The sequence below is a fragment of the Burkholderia sp. HI4860 genome, assembly GCF_002223045.2.
Lineage (GTDB): Bacteria > Pseudomonadota > Gammaproteobacteria > Burkholderiales > Burkholderiaceae > Burkholderia.
Genome location: NZ_NKFO02000003.1, coordinates 3,502,421 through 3,517,503, shown reverse-complemented (window position 1 = coordinate 3,517,503; position 15,083 = coordinate 3,502,421). Strand labels below are relative to the sequence as shown.

Here is a 15,083-nt window from a genome sequence, read left to right as displayed (position 1 = left end):
CTGCCGGCACCCGGACACGCTGCGCCGCCGCGTTGCGGCGCGGCGTTCCGCATGCTCAGGAAAACGCCGCGCCGCCCCGGGTTTCCCGCCGCGAACGGGGCGCCTTGGGGAAATGCTCAACCTCGGGAGCCCGGCGCGAAGCCACAGGCCCGAGGGTGCTCAAATCGCGCCCGCTTCGCGCAGTGCGGCAATCGCCGGCGCGTCGTAGCCGAGGCCGCGCAGCACCTCGTCCGTATGCTCGCCGAGCTCGGGCCCGAGCCAGCGCGTTTCGCCCGGCGTGTCGGACAGCTTCGGCGTGATGTTCGGCAGCGGAATGTCGGTGCCGTCGGCCAGCTTGAAGCGCTGGATCATCTGCCGCGCGACGAACTGCGGATCGGTAAACATGTCGGCGGCGCTGTAGATGCGCCCGGCCGGCACGTCGGCCGCGTTGAGCACGACGAGTGCTTCTTCGATCGTGCGCGGCGCGAGCCACGCGGCAATCGCGTCGTCGATCTCCTGCGTGCGCGGCACGCGCCCGTCGTTTTGCGCGAGCGCGGGATCGTCCGCGAGGTCGTCGCGCTCGATCGCCTTCATCAGCCGCTTGAAGATCGGATCGCTGTTGCCGCCGATCACGATGCTGCCGTCGCGGCACGCATACGTATTCGACGGCACGATGCCCGGCAGCGACGCGCCGGTGCGCTCGCGCACCATCCCGTACACGCCGTATTCGGGCACCACGCTTTCCATCATGTTGAAGACGGCTTCATACAGTGCAACGTCGACCACCTGCCCCGCACCGCCGTTGACCTTGCGGTGATGCAGCGCCATCAGCGCGCCGATCACGCCGTGCAGCGCGGCGATCGAATCGCCGATCGAGATGCCGATGCGCGGCGGCGGCAGTTCGGGATAGCCGGTGATGTGACGCAGCCCGCCCATCGATTCGGCGATCGCGCCGAAGCCGGGCCGGTCGCGGTACGGGCCGGTCTGCCCGTAACCGGACAGGCGCACCATCACGAGGCCCGGGTTCTCGGCCGACAGCACGTCGTAGCCGAGCCCGAGCTTTTCGAGCAGGCCCGGGCGGAAATTCTCGATCACGATGTCGGCCTCGCGCGCGAGCTGCCGCGCGATCGCCTTGCCGGCGTCGGCCTTCAGGTTGAGCGTGACCGATTTCTTGTTACGCGCCTGGACGGACCACCACAGCGACGTGCCGCCCTGCTCCGGATGGAGCTTGCGCCACTTGCGCAGCGGGTCGCCACCGTTCGGATCCTCGATCTTGATCACTTCCGCGCCGAATTCGGCGAACAGCCGCGACGCGAACGGCCCCGCGATCAGCGTTCCGAATTCGAGCACTTTGACGCCCGCGAGCGGGCCCTGGCTGGTGCTCATGTGTCTCCTAGGGTCTGTTTACATATGGAACGTGCATGCGTTGCCACGAGAACGGCCGCTCGAGAGGCGCGCGACGCCGCCGGCCGGCGGCGCCCGGCTTACATCGTGCGGCGGTCGAGCATCGCGCGGGCGATGGTGCCCGCGTCGACGTATTCGAGCTCGCCGCCCACCGGCACGCCGCGCGCGAGGCGCGTGACCGCGAGCCCGCGCGCCTTCAGCGTCTGGCCGAGGTAGTGCGCGGTGGCTTCGCCTTCGTTCGTGAAATTGGTCGCGAGCACGACTTCCTTGACGACACCGTCGGACGCGCGCCGCACGAGGCGGTCGAAATGGATTTCCTTCGGGCCGATCCCGTCGAGCGGGCTCAACCGGCCCATCAGCACGAAATACAGCCCGCGGTAAGTCATCGTCTGCTCGAGCATGATCTGGTCGGCAGGCGTCTCGACGACGCACAGCAGCGTCGGATCACGCTCTTCGTCGCTGCAGACCTCGCAGATCTGCGCTTCGGTGAACGTGTTGCACTTCTCGCAGTGCTGCAGGTGCTCGGTCGCGAACAGCAGCGACCGGCCGAGCCGCTCCGCGCCCTCCCGATCGTGCTGCATCAGGTGGACCGCCATGCGCTGGGCGGATTTCGGCCCGACGCCGGGCAGCACGCGCAACGCTTCGACGAGCGCGGACAGGGCGGACGGCTGTTTCATACGGCAGCAAAAAGTGACACGGACGCTACGCTCAGAACGGCAGCTTGAAGCCCGGGGGCAGCGGCAGGCCCGACGTCATGCCGCTCATCTTTTCCTGCGACGTCGCTTCGGCCTTGCGCACGGCGTCGTTGAACGCAGCCGCGACGAGATCCTCGAGCATGTCCTTGTCGTCCGCGAGCAGGCTCGGGTCGATCGACACGCGACGCACTTCGTTGCGGCACGTCATCGTCACCTTGACGAGGCCGGCGCCCGACTGCCCTTCGACTTCGATCAGCGCAAGCTGCTCCTGCATCTTCTTCATGTTTTCCTGCATTTGCTGCGCTTGCTTCATCAGTCCGGCGAGGTTGCCTTTCAACATGGGAATACTCCTTCTTGATCGTGTGAAAACCGGCACGCGGCGCGTGCCGGCCAATATATGGGCGTGATTGTGCCTGTCGCGGGGCGCTCAGTTCAATGCAGCGTCGGCGGCGGGCCGTCCGGCGCCGCATCGGCGAGCGGACGCACCGAACCCTCGACGATGCGCGCACCGAAGTCGCGCACGAGCTGCTGGACGAACGGATCGCCATGAATCTCCTGCTCGGCCTCGCGCTGGCGAGCCGCGCGCGCGGCCGCATCGAGCGCCGCCGCCGTACGCCGTGCGGGCCCGACTTCGACGGCCACCTCGACCGGCTTGCCGAGCGCATCGGCCAGCGCGGCCTTCAGCTTCGCCACCTGCGCGGCGTCCGCATATTGCGGCACCGGCACGGAAAGTTTCAACGTCGTCGCGTCTACGGCCGTCAGTTCGCTGTTGAACGCGAGTTGGTACGCGACGCCCTTGAGCGGCAGCCGCGCGGCCAGCGCCGGCCATTCGCCGTCGAAGCCGACCGGATCGAGTGCGATCGCGGGCGGCAACGGACGCGTGTCGACCGGTGCGGACGGACGGGTTTCCGCCGGCTTGGGCGTGACGCGTACGTCGTCGGGGCCGCTGTCGAACACCGGCACGAAGCCATCGTCGGGCGGGCCGCCGAACATTTCGTCGGCACTGAGCGGCACGTAGTCGTCGGGCGGGATGTCCTCCCACGGCGGCGACGCCTGGCGCGAATCGGCTGCCTGCGGTGCACGGGCCGCTGCGCGCGGCGTCGGCACCTGGACGGCGGCAGGACGCGGAGCGGCCGGCTTCTCGACGGCCGGCTGGGCTGCCGGTTTCACGGCGGCGGCGCCTGCGCGCCCGCGATCGGACGACACGCGCATCCCCGCATTGCGCAGCACGTCGAGCGCGGCGGCGGCGCCTCCGGAACGCGCCGACGGACGCGCGGCGGGCTCAGGCGGCGCAGCGCGCGGCATCGGTTCGGCCGGCGCAGCCGGCTCGTCGCTTCGCTGCGCAACGGCGGCGGGCGGCTCCGGTTCCTTGCGGACAGGCGTCGGGTGATCGCCGGCCGGCTCCGCTTGCGGTGCTGCAGCCGTCTGCGGCTGCGGCGTTTCGATGACTGGCGCGTCAACCGGGGCCGGCGCGGCTGCTTCGACGACAGCCGGTTTCACGGCCGGCCGGTCTGTTTCGTCGCCGGACTGCACCGGCGCTGCGCGCACAACGGGTGCCGCCGGCGCTGCCGGGGCAATTGCCTGCGGCCGCGCTGCTGCGGCAGGTGCGGCCGATACCGGCTTCGCCGTAGCGGCCGATGCCGCCGCCACGCGCGGGCCCGGCACCGCGCGCGGCGCGGACGGCTGCCCGACCGGCGCACTGCCGGCGGCAACCGCCGGCTCGAACGCGAGCATCCGCAGCAGCGTCATCGTGAAACCGGCGTACTCGTCCGGCGCCAGGCCGAGCTCGGCGCGACCGACCGTCGCGATCTGATAGAACAACTGGACCTGCTCGGGGCTCAGCGTCTCGGCGAAGCGGCGCAGGTCGCCCGCTTCGGGCCATTCGTCGAGCACCGAGCCCGGTGCGAACTGCGCCCACGCGATGCGATGCAGCAGGCTCGCGAGATCCTGCAGCGCGGTCGAGAACGACAGGCTGCGCAGCGACATCTCGTCGGCAATCGCGAGGATTTCCGGGCCGCCGCCTGCGGCGAGCGCGTCGAGCAGACGCACCATGTAAGTCTGGTCGAGCGCGCCGAGCATGCCCGACACGGCCGACTCGGTCACCTCGTTCGCCGAATAGGCGATCGCCTGGTCGGTGAGCGACAGCGCATCGCGCATGCTGCCCTGCGCGGCGCGCGCGAGCAGGCGCAGCGCCTGCGGCTCGAACGTGATCTGCTCTTCGCCGAGGATCCGTTCGAGATGCGACACGATGTGCCCGGCCGGCATCTGCTTCAGGTTGAACTGCAGGCAGCGCGACAGCACGGTGACGGGGATCTTCTGCGGATCGGTGGTCGCGAGGATGAACTTGACGTGCGGCGGCGGCTCCTCGAGCGTCTTCAGCATCGCGTTGAACGCGTGATTCGTCAGCATGTGCACTTCGTCGATCATGTAGACCTTGAAGCGCGCATCGACGGGCGCGTACACCGCGCGCTCGAGCAGCGCGGCCATTTCGTCGACGCCGCGGTTGCTCGCGGCATCCATCTCGACGTAATCGACGAAACGCCCTTCGTCGATTTCGCGACAGGCGCGACACACGCCGCACGGCTGCGACGTGATGCCGGTTTCACAATTGAGTGCCTTGGCGAAGATCCGCGACAGCGTCGTCTTGCCGACACCGCGGGTTCCGGTAAACAGATAGGCGTGATGGAGACGCCCGCCGTCGAGCGCGTGCGTAAGCGCCCTGACGACGTGCTCCTGGCCGACGAGCGAAGCGAAATCCTTCGGACGCCACTTGCGTGCGAGAACTTGATAGGTCATCGGGAAATTGTATCAGTAACGCTGCGTCGCGCCGACACGCGAAACGGTGCGGAAGACAGGCAAACGCGCAGGTAAAACGGAGCGGGGTGCAGAAATAAAAAACGCCCGGCGAACGGGGCGAGATGGAAGGTGACGAGCCCAACCCTCGGCACTGGCGGAAAACGATTGTGGCTGCTTCGTTCCCGACCTGACCAGGTTCACCGCCCCACCATGCGAGGAGGCCCGTCACGGCATATTCTATCACCGCTTCCGGATGAATGCGACCGTTTGTTCGCATCAATGCGAATATGACCCGACAAACCGACGCGCATCGGGCCATGCAGCCCACCCGACGCGAATGACCTGCGCGTCCGCCCCTTGTAATTTGCGAGCCGGCCTCCACCTGCTGGACACAACGGTCGAACGCCGCGTCGTACCCCTACTCGCGTAGCGGCTACTATCGCCGCCCGCAGCAGATAGCAATTTAGGCTAATATGACGCCCGAACGACCCGCGAGCCGCGGCATGCAGCGCTTACACGCCTCCTTTCCGGAGAGTGGAGTGACCTGCCGCAGCGGCCGGCCCCCAACGGCGGCCGGTACGCCGCAACGCGCAAGCAGGCAGTCCCCGAACCGTAAGAGGTATTGACCCAATGAGCGAACAGATCAAACACATCAGCGACGCATCGTTCGAACAGGACGTCGTCAAATCCGACAAGCCCGTGCTCGTCGATTTCTGGGCCGAATGGTGCGGCCCGTGCAAAATGATCGCCCCGATCCTGGACGAAGTCGCGAAGGACTACGGCGACAAGCTGCAGATCGCGAAGATCAACGTCGACGACAACCAGGCAACGCCTGCGAAGTTCGGCGTGCGCGGCATCCCGACGCTGATCCTGTTCAAGAACGGCGCGGCCGCCGCGCAGAAGGTCGGCGCGCTGTCGAAGTCGCAGCTCACCGCATTCCTGGACAGCCACCTGTAATACAGGCAGTTCCGCGGACGTGTTGTCAGCCGGCAACACGTCCGTCGACAAGCCGCCGATCGCTCGCTCAAGCGCGAATCGGCCTATGCTAGAATTAAAAAACGTCTACAAGACGCATTTAAGTCTCTGAGCGCTTCCGCTCGCCCTCCTCCCTTTATTTCTTTCGTCGTCTCCTCCCTGGCGGGTTCTCCGTATGCATTTATCCGAGCTCAAGTCTCTGCACGTCTCCGAACTGATCGAAATGGCCAATGGCCTGGAGATCGAAAACGCGAACCGCCTGCGCAAGCAGGAGTTGATGTTCGCCATTCTCAAAAAGCGCGCCAAGACGGGTGAGACGATCTTCGGCGACGGCACGCTCGAAGTGCTGCCGGACGGCTTCGGCTTCCTGCGCTCGCCGGAAATGTCGTACCTCGCGAGCACCGACGACATCTACATCAGCCCGTCGCAGATCCGCCGCTTCAACCTGCACACCGGCGACACCATCGAAGGTGAAGTCCGCACGCCGAAGGACGGCGAGCGCTACTTCGCGCTGGTGAAGGTCGACAAAGTCAACGGGCAGCCGCCCGAGGCCTCGAAACACAAGATCATGTTCGAGAACCTCACGCCGCTGCACCCGAACAAGCCGCTGTCGCTCGAACGCGAAATGCGCGGCGAGGAAAACGTCACGGGCCGCATCATCGACATGATCGCGCCGATCGGCAAGGGCCAGCGCGGCCTGCTCGTCGCGTCGCCGAAGTCGGGCAAGACCGTGATGCTCCAGCACATCGCCCACGCGATCAAGCAGAACCACCCGGACGTGATCCTGTTCGTGCTGCTGATCGACGAGCGCCCTGAAGAAGTGACCGAAATGCAGCGCTCGGTCGCCGGCGAAGTGATCGCATCGACGTTCGACGAACCGGCCACGCGCCACGTCCAGGTCGCCGAAATGGTGATCGAGAAGGCCAAGCGCCTCGTCGAAATGAAGCACGACGTCGTGATTCTGCTCGACTCGATCACGCGTCTCGCACGCGCATACAACACCGTGATCCCGGCATCGGGCAAGGTGCTGACGGGTGGCGTCGACGCGAACGCACTGCAGCGTCCGAAGCGCTTCTTCGGCGCGGCGCGCAACATCGAGGAAGGCGGTTCGCTGACGATCATCGGCACCGCGCTGATCGAAACCGGCAGCCGCATGGACGACGTGATCTACGAAGAGTTCAAGGGCACCGGCAACATGGAAGTGCACCTCGAGCGCCGCCTCGCGGAAAAGCGCGTGTATCCGTCGATCAACCTGAACAAGTCGGGCACGCGTCGCGAAGAAATGCTGATCAAGCCCGAGATCCTTCAGAAGATCTGGGTGCTGCGCAAGTTCATCCACGACATGGACGAAGTCGAAGCGATGGAATTCCTGCTCGACAAGATCCGCCAGACGAAGAGCAACTCCGAATTCTTCGACCTGATGCGCCGCGGCGGATAATCGCCCCGCCCCGCACCCAAAAGACGGCCGCCCGCGCATCCTGCCCGGCGGCCGTTTTTCGGTGTCAACCTGAACGTGAACGTACAGGTTGATCTATAATCGCGTCATCGCCCGAATCCCATCCTCCTCCCGATGCCGAATGACACCTCCACTCCGCTGCTGACCGTGAGCGATGCGGCGTCACGACTCGGCGTCACGCCGCGCACGCTGAAGTATTACGAGGAGCGCGGGCTCGTCACGCCGTCACGCAGCGAAGGCCGCTACCGCCTCTACGACGAGGCCGATCTCGAGCGCTTCTCACGCATCCTGCGGCTGCGCGCGCTCGGTTTCTCGTTGCACGGCATCACCGAGATGCTGAAGCGCCCGCTGGAAGAAACGGGCGACGGCCGGCGCCGCTATTCGGACGCGTCGCTGCGCGACATCCGCACCGGCCTGGCCGAGCAGGTCGACACGCTCGACCGGCGGATCGCGGCCGTCCAGCGCGAACTGAAGGAAGCCGTCGCGCTGCGCAAGGAACTGCAGCACGACATCGACTACGTCGAACGGCGTCTTGCCGGCGAAAACGCCGATGCGCTGATCGCGCAGCGGCAAGCCGAAGCCGGCACGCGGCGCACGCGCAAGGCGCGCGAGTGAGCGCGATGCCCGGTCGCTCGCCGCTGTGGAGCCGCGCGAACCTGCGCGCGGACCTGTTCCCGTGGGCGCTCGCGCTCGTTACCGGCATCGACTACTTCGACAACGCGATCTTCTCGTTCTTCGCGAGCTACATCGCCGGCGGCATCAACGCATCGCCCGATGAACTCGTGTGGTCGTCGAGCGCCTACGCGGTCACGGCCGTGCTCGGCATCCTGCAGCAGCAATGGTGGGTCGACCGGCTAGGCCATCGCCGCTACGTCGCCGGCTGCATGCTGATGTTCTCGTTCGGCGCGATCGCGGCCGCGCTCGCCGACACGTCGCTCGAACTCGCGTTCGCGCGCGGCTTTCAGGGCTATTTCATCGGCCCGATGATGGGCGCGTGCCGGATCCTGATCCAGATCAGCTTCAAGCCGCAGGAACGGCCGCCCGCGACACGGGCGTTCCTGATCATGATCCTGCTCGGCAGCGCGCTCGCGCCAATTGTGGGCGGCCTGCTCGTCGCACATTCGACGTGGCGCGCGCTGTTCGCGTGCTCGGCGCCGGCCGGCATCGCGTTCGCGATCCTCGCGCTGCTCACGCTGCCCGATTCGGGCCGGACACCCGACGACGAACGCGGCTCCGGACACTTCTGGCCGTATGTCGTGTTCGCGCTCGCGCAAGGCGCGCTGCAGATCGTGCTGCAGCAGGTGCATTACCAGCTCTACAGCGGCTCGCCGATGCTGATCCTGCTGACGATCGCGGGGATCGGCGCGCTTGCGTGGTTCGCGTATCACCAGTGGAACCACCCGACGCCGCTCGTGCGCCTGCACGCGTTCCGCGAACGGACGTTCCAGGTCGGGCTGCTGCTCTACATGTTCTATTACTACGAGTCGACGGGCTTCAGTTACCTGACGTCGCGCTTTCTCGAAAGCGGGCTCGGCTATCCGGTCGAGAACGCCGGGCGGCTGGTGGGCACGATGTCGCTGATTTCGGCCACCGCGCTGTTCGCGTACCTGCGTTACGCGAAATTCGTCACGCACAAGAAGTGGTTCGTCGTGCCGGGGTTCGCGATCGCGATCACGGCCGCGCTGTGGATGACGCGGATGACGCCGCAGGTCGGCGAAGCCGCGCTGATCGTCCCGCTGCTGCTGCGCGGATTGCTGCTGCTCTTCATCGTGCTGCCGGTGGCCAACCTGACGTTCCGGATCTTCGCGATCGACGAATATACGCACGGCTACCGGCTGAAGAACATCGTGCGGCAACTGACGATCTCGGTCGCGACGTCGTCGGTGATCATCGTCGAACAGCACCGCGTGGCCGTGCACCAGACGCGGCTCGTCGAGCGTGCCAACGTGTTCGACCCGCTGTTCCAGCAGACCGTCGATGCATTGACGCGCAGCTATGCCGCCGCCGGCCACGCGTTGAACGAGGCGCACGGCCTCGCGATCGCGTCGATCGCGCGCATGGTCGCGCAACAGGCGTCGTTCCTCGCGTCGCTCGACGGCTTTTACTTCCTGGCGGGCGTGGCGCTCGTCGGCGGCCTTTTTGCGGCATGGCAAAAAGAGATCGATTGAGTTAAAAGACAGGCTTTGGATTTCCGCGAACCGCCTTCATGCTCTCGAAACTGACCCGCTGGTTCGACGACCGCCGCCGCAACCGCGCGCTGCGCAGCCACCCGATTCCCGACGCGCTGTGGCAGGACACCGTCGAGCGCCTGCCGTTCCTCGCGGCACTGCCGCCCGACGCGCTCGGCCGGCTGCGCGAATTGACGAGCCTGTTCGTCGCGAAGAAATCGTTCTCGACCGCGCACGGGCTCGAGTTGACCGATGCGATGATCGTCTCGATCGCCGCGCAGGCCTGCCTGCCCGTGCTGAATCTCGATCTGTCGCTGTATGACGGCTGGGTCGGCGTCGTCGTGTATCCGGGCGAATTCGTGATCCGCAAGACGGTGCAGGACGAGGACGGGGTCGTGCACGAAGTCGAGCAGGATGCGAGCGGCGAAGCCTGGGAAGGCGGCCCCGTGATCCTGTCCTGGGAAGACGCGCAGATGACGGACGGCCACGACGCGTACAACGTCGTGATCCACGAGTTCGCGCACAAGATCGACATGGTCAACGGCGCGGCCGATGGCTATCCGCCCCTATTTCGCCGCTGGCACGCGCCGCACCTCGATGCGCAGGCCTGGGCCGACGTGTTCGAGCACGCGTACGACCAGTTCTGCGCGCGCGTGGACGCCGTGCCGGACCGAGCGTGGGCGCGCTTCGAGCGGGATTCGCTGATCGATCCCTATGCCGCCGACCACCCGTCGGAATTCTTCGCGGTATGCAGCGAAGCGCTGTTCGTCCGGCCGAAAGCGTTCGAGTCCGAATTTCCGGAGTTGTACCGGCTGCTCGCGCGCTACTACCGGCAGGATCCGGCCAGCACCGGCGCGCTCGACGCACCGTGAAAATTATTCGTCAACCATCTGATTTTCTGGCATAATCGCCGTTTTTCGACCTTAGGCAAGTGGCTCGCGCCGGGCTTGGCGTCCTCCGGTTTGCGCAATATGCGCGTTCCGGCACGGCAAGCGGCGGGTTGGCTACCGCTCTCACCAAGGAAAGACCATGAAAGAAGGCATCCACCCGAACTACCGCGAAGTCGTCTTCCAAGACATGTCGAACGGCTTCAAGTTCATCACGCGCTCGACGATCCAGACGCGCGAAAACATCGAACTCGACGGCAAGACCTACCCGCTCGCCAAGATCGAAGTGTCGTCGGAATCGCACTCGTTCTACACGGGTCAGCAAAAGATCATGGACACGGCAGGCCGTGTCGAGAAGTTCAAGAACAAGTTCGGCGTTCGCGCCAGCGGCAAGGCGAAGTAAGCTTCGCATTGCATCCGGTGGTTGCATTGCACCGGTACCGCACAAAAGGGCAGCCCAGGCTGCCCTTTTTTGTCTCTGCTCGCCCGGCAGGCGCCAGCCGGCGCCCGGGCATCGACCTGACGCGCAACAGCGGGCGCGTCTACAATGCCGGATGCTCGAAACCGGCTCGACCGCGCGCATCCGCGCCGGCCACCCGCCCATAACAAATCGCTCATCTGCATGAAGCCTGTCGTCCGTCTCACCGCCTCCGCCACGCGCGCGCTACCGCGCTGGCTGCTGCTCACGCTCTGCTTCGTCTACGCCGCGTTCGGCCTGTTCGGCCGCGCCCCGTGGAAGAACGAGGACGCAGCAGGCTTTGGCGTGATGTGGACGATGGCCAAGGGCGGCTGGCACGACTGGCTGCTGCCGAATCTGGTCGGCAAGTTCATCACGACCGACGGGCCGCTCGGCTACTGGCTCGGCGCGCTGTCGATCCGCGGCCTGGGCCCGTGGGTCGACGCAAGCAACGCGTCGCGCGTCGATACCGGCCTGCTGTTCTGCGTCGCATGCGCATTCGTCTGGTACGCGGCCTACCTGCTCGGCCGGCGCGCCGAAGTCCAGCCGTTCAAGTACGCATTCGGCGGCGAGCCCGAGCCGCGCGACTACGGCCGCACGCTCGCCGACGGCGCGCTGCTGGTGCTCGTCGCCTGCTTCGGCCTCGCGGAGCGCGGGCACGAAACGACGCCGCAGCTCGCGCAGTTCGCGTGGATCGCGATGCTCGTCTACGGGATCGTGCGCGGCATCGACAAGCCGATGCAGGGCGCGCTGTGGTGGGGCCTCGCGATGGGCCTCGTCGCGCTGTCCGGCAATCCGGTGCTGGTCGTCGCGCTGCTCGCCGGCACGGCCGTGCTGTGGCTGGTCACACCCGAGATGCGCAACCTGCGCCTGCCGCTCATCGGCGTGCCGCTCGCGGCCGCGATCTTCGCGCTGTGGCCGCTGGCCGCGTACGTCGCGGCGCCCGACGATGCCGCATGGTTCTTCAACCAGTGGATCCACGGCAGCCTGATGCGTTTCTCGGGCCCGCCGACCGCGGTGCTCGGCTATGCGGCGAAGAACCTGCCGCTGTTCACGTGGCCCGCGTGGCCGCTCGCGATCTGGGCATGGTGGAGCTGGGCCGGCATGCGCCGCCGTGCGCACATCGCGATTCCGCTGTCGGTCGCGGTGCCGCTCGTCGCGCTCGTGATCCTGCAGAGCCAGCAGTCGAACCGCATGTACATGCTGCTGCTGCCGCCGCTCGCGGTGCTCGCGACGTTCGCGCTGCCGACCCTCAAGCGCGGCGCGATCAACGCGATCGACTGGTTCGCGGTGCTGAGCTTCACGATCCTCGGCACCTTCGTGTGGCTCGTGTGGCTCGCCTCGATCACGGGCTTCCCGCATCCGCTCGCGCGCAACCTCGCCCGCCTCGTGCCCGGCTACGAGCCGCACTTCAAGATCCTGTCGTTCATCTGCGCGGTGATCGCCACCGTATGCTGGTGCTTCCTGGTGCGCTGGCGCATCTCGCGGCAGCCGAAAGTGCTGTGGCGCAGCGTCGTGCTGTCGGGTGCCGGCACCACGCTGATGTGGGTGCTGCTGATGACGCTGTGGCTGCCGATCGTCAACTACGGCCGGACCTATCGCGACGTCGCGCAGCAGATCGCCGTGCACCTGCCGTCCGACTACGAGTGCATCTCGCCGGTGCGGCTCGGTGACGCGCAGATCGCGACCTTCGCGTATTTCGGCAACATGCGCTTCGACTTCTCCGGCGACTGCGACGTGATCCTGCGCCAGGACCGCTCGGACTTCGGCGAGCCGAGCTCGATGTCGCAATACGTGTGGCGTCTCGTGTGGGAAGGCCGCCGCGCCGCCGACCGTGACGAGCGCTTCCGCCTGTACGAGCGCATCGAACGGCCGAAGACGCCCGTCAAGCGGCGTCCGCCGCGCCGCCAGCCGGCCGATTGACGATGTTTGGCGACATCCGCCGGATCGTCGGTCTCGCGTGGCCGGTGCTCGTCGGCCAGCTCGCGATCATCGCGTTCGGCGTGATCGACACCGCGATGGTCGGGCGCTACTCGGCCGTCGATCTCGCCGCGCTCGGGCTCGGTTCGTCGATCTACATTTCGATCTATATCGGCTTGACGGGCATCCTGTCGGCGCTGCAGCCGATTACCGGGCAGTTGTACGGCGCGCGCCGCTACGCCGAGATCGGCGAAGAAGTGCGCCAGGCGCTGTGGCTCGCGCTGCTGCTCGCGGTGCCCGGCTTTCTCCTGCTGCATTTTCCCGAACCGCTGCTGCGCGTCGCGCACACGCCCGCCGCGCTGCACGACCGCACCGTCGACTACCTGCGCATCCTGTCGTACGGGCTGCCCGCCAGCCTCGTCTTCCGCATCTACAACGCGCTGACCAACGCGGCCGGCAAGCCGCGCCTCGCGATGATCCTGCAGATCGGCGCGCTGCTGCTCAAGTTTCCGCTCAACGTGTGGTTCATCTTCGGCGGATTCGGCGTGCCGGCCCTGGGCGGCCCCGGCTGCGGGCTCGCCAGCACGCTGATCAACTGGGCGCTCGCGCTGATCGGCTACACGCTGCTCGCGAAGCTCGACGTATTCGCGCCGCTCGCGATCTTCTCGCGCTTCTGCTGGCCGGTCTGGGCGCGCCAGAAGGCGATCCTGAAACTCGGCGTGCCGATGGGCCTGTCGTACCTGATCGAGGTCACGTCGTACACGTGCATGGCGCTGTTCATCGCGCAGTTCGGCACGACGACGCTCGCCGGCCACCAGATCGCCGGCAACATCGGCGCGGTGCTGTACATGACGCCGCTGTCGATCGGCGTGGCGGCGTCGACGCTGGTCGCGCGCGCGCTCGGCGCCGGACGGCCCGAGGAAGCCCGGCTGCTCGGCCGGCACAGCGTGATCTTCGCGTGCGGCATTGCCGCGACCTACGGCCTGCTCGTGTTCGTGCTGCGCCCGCTGATCATCGGCGGCTATACGCCGAACCCGGCCGTCGCCGCGGCCGCGATGCCGCTCGTCGCGATCGTCGCGTGCTACCACGTCTTCGATGCGCTGCAGGTCACGTCGGCGTTCGTGCTGCGCGCCTACAAGGTCGCGGTCGTGCCGACCGTGATCTATGCGGTCGCGCTGTGGGGCGTCGGGCTCAGCGGCGGCTATGCGCTCGGTTTCGACGTGGGCGGCATCGCGCCCGCGTGGCTGACCGGCGCGCGCGGCTTCTGGTTCGCGAACACGATCAGCCTGATGCTCGCGGGCGCCGGGCTCGTGCTGTACCTGCGCCGCGTCAGTCGTGCGCATGCCGCCGCTTCCACGTCCGCCTGACGCGCCGCCCGTTACGTCTCTTCCAGCACGTCGGCCGCGTGATACGACGACCGCACGAGCGGGCCGGCGACGACTTCCCTGAAACCGAGCAACAGCGCCTCGTCGCGCCACGCGGCGAATGCGTCCGGGCTGACGTAGCGCCGTACCGGCAGATGGTGCGCGGACGGCGCGAGATACTGGCCGAGCGTCAGCACGTCGACGTCATGCGCACGCAGGTCGCGCAGCGTGTCGCGCACTTCGTCGTCGCACTCGCCGAGCCCGAACATCAATCCCGATTTCGTCACCAGCTCAGGCCGTGCCCGCTTCGCCTGCGCGAGCAGTTCGAGCGAGCCGCGATAGTCGGCGCCCGGCCGCGCCGCGCGATACAGCGACGGCACCGTCTCGATGTTGTGGTTGAACACGTCGGGCCAGGCCGTCGACAGCGCATCGAGCGCGCGGGCCACGCGGCCGCGGAAGTCCGGTGTCAGCACTTCGACGCCGATGCCCGGCACGCTCGCGCGCACCGCCGCGATGCAGGCGGCGAAATGCGCGGCGCCGCCGTCGCGCAGGTCGTCGCGATCGACCGACGTGATCACGACGTAGCGCAGCCCGAGCGCCGCGGCCGCATCGGCCAGCCGCGCGGGCTCGTCGGCGTCGAGCGGGTCGGGGCGGCCGTGCGCGACGTCGCAGAACGGGCAGCGCCGTGTACACAGGCCGCCCATGATCATGAAGGTCGCCGTGCGCTGCGCGAAGCATTCGCCGATGTTCGGGCACATCGCCTCTTCGCAGACGGAATGCAGCCGATGGTCGCGCAACACGGCCGCCATGTCGGCGACCGCCGCGCTCATCATCGGCCGCGCGCGCAGCCACGGCGGCTTCGGCAACGCCGCACCGGCCGCGGGCTCGACGCGCACCGGAATGCGCGCGAGCTTGTCACGGCTTCTCGCGCCCGGCTGGCCGAGCGCCGTGAGGCTGGGTCGTTCGAGCGCGGCGGCCATCG

General features: G+C 67.2%; 13 protein-coding genes and 1 other RNA gene. 8 read left to right on the top strand and 6 right to left on the bottom strand.

Features of this window, described 5'->3' with window-relative positions:
- Window positions 1-159: 159 nt before the first annotated feature.
- From CFB34_RS31760 to ffs, 5 genes are all read right to left on the bottom strand, one after another.
- Window positions 160-1,365 (bottom strand): CaiB/BaiF CoA-transferase family protein, encoded by a 1,206-nt coding sequence (locus CFB34_RS31760; RefSeq protein WP_089425563.1) that lies wholly within the window; start codon window positions 1,363-1,365, stop codon window positions 160-162.
- A 98-nt stretch (window positions 1,366-1,463) separates the two neighbouring features.
- Complete coding sequence (gene recR / locus CFB34_RS31755) at window positions 1,464-2,060, bottom strand: recombination mediator RecR (RefSeq protein WP_006478665.1); 597 nt, start codon at window positions 2,058-2,060, stop codon at window positions 1,464-1,466.
- Between the two features lie 31 nt (window positions 2,061-2,091).
- Window positions 2,092-2,418, bottom strand: a complete 327-nt coding sequence (locus CFB34_RS31750; protein ID WP_006482124.1) for a YbaB/EbfC family nucleoid-associated protein — start codon at window positions 2,416-2,418, stop codon at window positions 2,092-2,094.
- 92 nt (window positions 2,419-2,510) lie between these two features.
- On the bottom strand, window positions 2,511-4,874 hold the full coding sequence (locus tag CFB34_RS31745) for a DNA polymerase III subunit gamma/tau (protein ID WP_089440236.1): 2,364 nt from the start codon (window positions 4,872-4,874) through the stop codon (window positions 2,511-2,513).
- A gap of 128 nt (window positions 4,875-5,002) precedes the next feature.
- Window positions 5,003-5,101, bottom strand: an RNA gene (gene ffs / locus CFB34_RS31740) — signal recognition particle sRNA small type.
- 403 nt (window positions 5,102-5,504) lie between these two features.
- Between ffs and trxA the strand changes: the two genes are divergently transcribed.
- The 8 genes from trxA to CFB34_RS31700 all read left to right on the top strand — a co-directional run bounded on the left by trxA (window position 5,505) and on the right by CFB34_RS31700 (window position 14,104).
- Window positions 5,505-5,831 carry a thioredoxin TrxA gene (gene trxA, locus CFB34_RS31735; protein ID WP_006402348.1) on the top strand — a complete coding sequence of 109 codons (327 nt, stop codon included), beginning with the start codon at window positions 5,505-5,507 and terminating at the stop codon, window positions 5,829-5,831.
- Between the two features lie 193 nt (window positions 5,832-6,024).
- Window positions 6,025-7,287 carry a transcription termination factor Rho gene (gene rho / locus CFB34_RS31730; RefSeq protein ID WP_006478662.1) on the top strand — a complete coding sequence of 421 codons (1,263 nt, stop codon included), beginning with the start codon at window positions 6,025-6,027 and terminating at the stop codon, window positions 7,285-7,287.
- Window positions 7,288-7,419: 132 nt separating this feature from the next.
- Window positions 7,420-7,920, top strand: a complete 501-nt coding sequence (locus CFB34_RS31725) for a MerR family transcriptional regulator (RefSeq protein ID WP_089440237.1) — start codon at window positions 7,420-7,422, stop codon at window positions 7,918-7,920.
- Window positions 7,917-9,473, top strand: coding sequence for an MFS transporter (locus CFB34_RS31720; protein WP_089440238.1), 1,557 nt, complete (start codon window positions 7,917-7,919; stop codon window positions 9,471-9,473). Before CFB34_RS31725 ends, CFB34_RS31720 begins: the two co-directional genes overlap by 4 nt.
- Before the next feature lie 38 nt (window positions 9,474-9,511).
- Window positions 9,512-10,345 carry a M90 family metallopeptidase gene (locus CFB34_RS31715; protein WP_089440239.1) on the top strand — a complete coding sequence of 278 codons (834 nt, stop codon included), beginning with the start codon at window positions 9,512-9,514 and terminating at the stop codon, window positions 10,343-10,345.
- A gap of 157 nt (window positions 10,346-10,502) precedes the next feature.
- Window positions 10,503-10,763 carry a type B 50S ribosomal protein L31 gene (locus tag CFB34_RS31710; protein ID WP_006753671.1) on the top strand — a complete coding sequence of 87 codons (261 nt, stop codon included), beginning with the start codon at window positions 10,503-10,505 and terminating at the stop codon, window positions 10,761-10,763.
- A 144-nt stretch (window positions 10,764-10,907) separates the two neighbouring features.
- Window positions 10,908-12,740 (top strand): UDP phosphate-alpha-4-amino-4-deoxy-L-arabinose arabinosyl transferase, encoded by a 1,833-nt coding sequence (locus CFB34_RS31705; RefSeq protein WP_089440240.1) that lies wholly within the window; start codon window positions 10,908-10,910, stop codon window positions 12,738-12,740.
- Window positions 12,741-12,742: 2 nt separating this feature from the next.
- On the top strand, window positions 12,743-14,104 hold the full coding sequence (locus tag CFB34_RS31700; RefSeq protein WP_089440241.1) for an MATE family efflux transporter: 1,362 nt from the start codon (window positions 12,743-12,745) through the stop codon (window positions 14,102-14,104).
- 11 nt (window positions 14,105-14,115) lie between these two features.
- Here CFB34_RS31700 and lipA read toward each other — a convergent pair whose 3' ends face one another.
- Entirely contained in the window at window positions 14,116-15,081 is a 966-nt protein-coding gene (lipA, locus tag CFB34_RS31695; protein WP_089440242.1) for a lipoyl synthase, read from the bottom strand.
- Window positions 15,082-15,083: the final 2 nt, after the last annotated feature.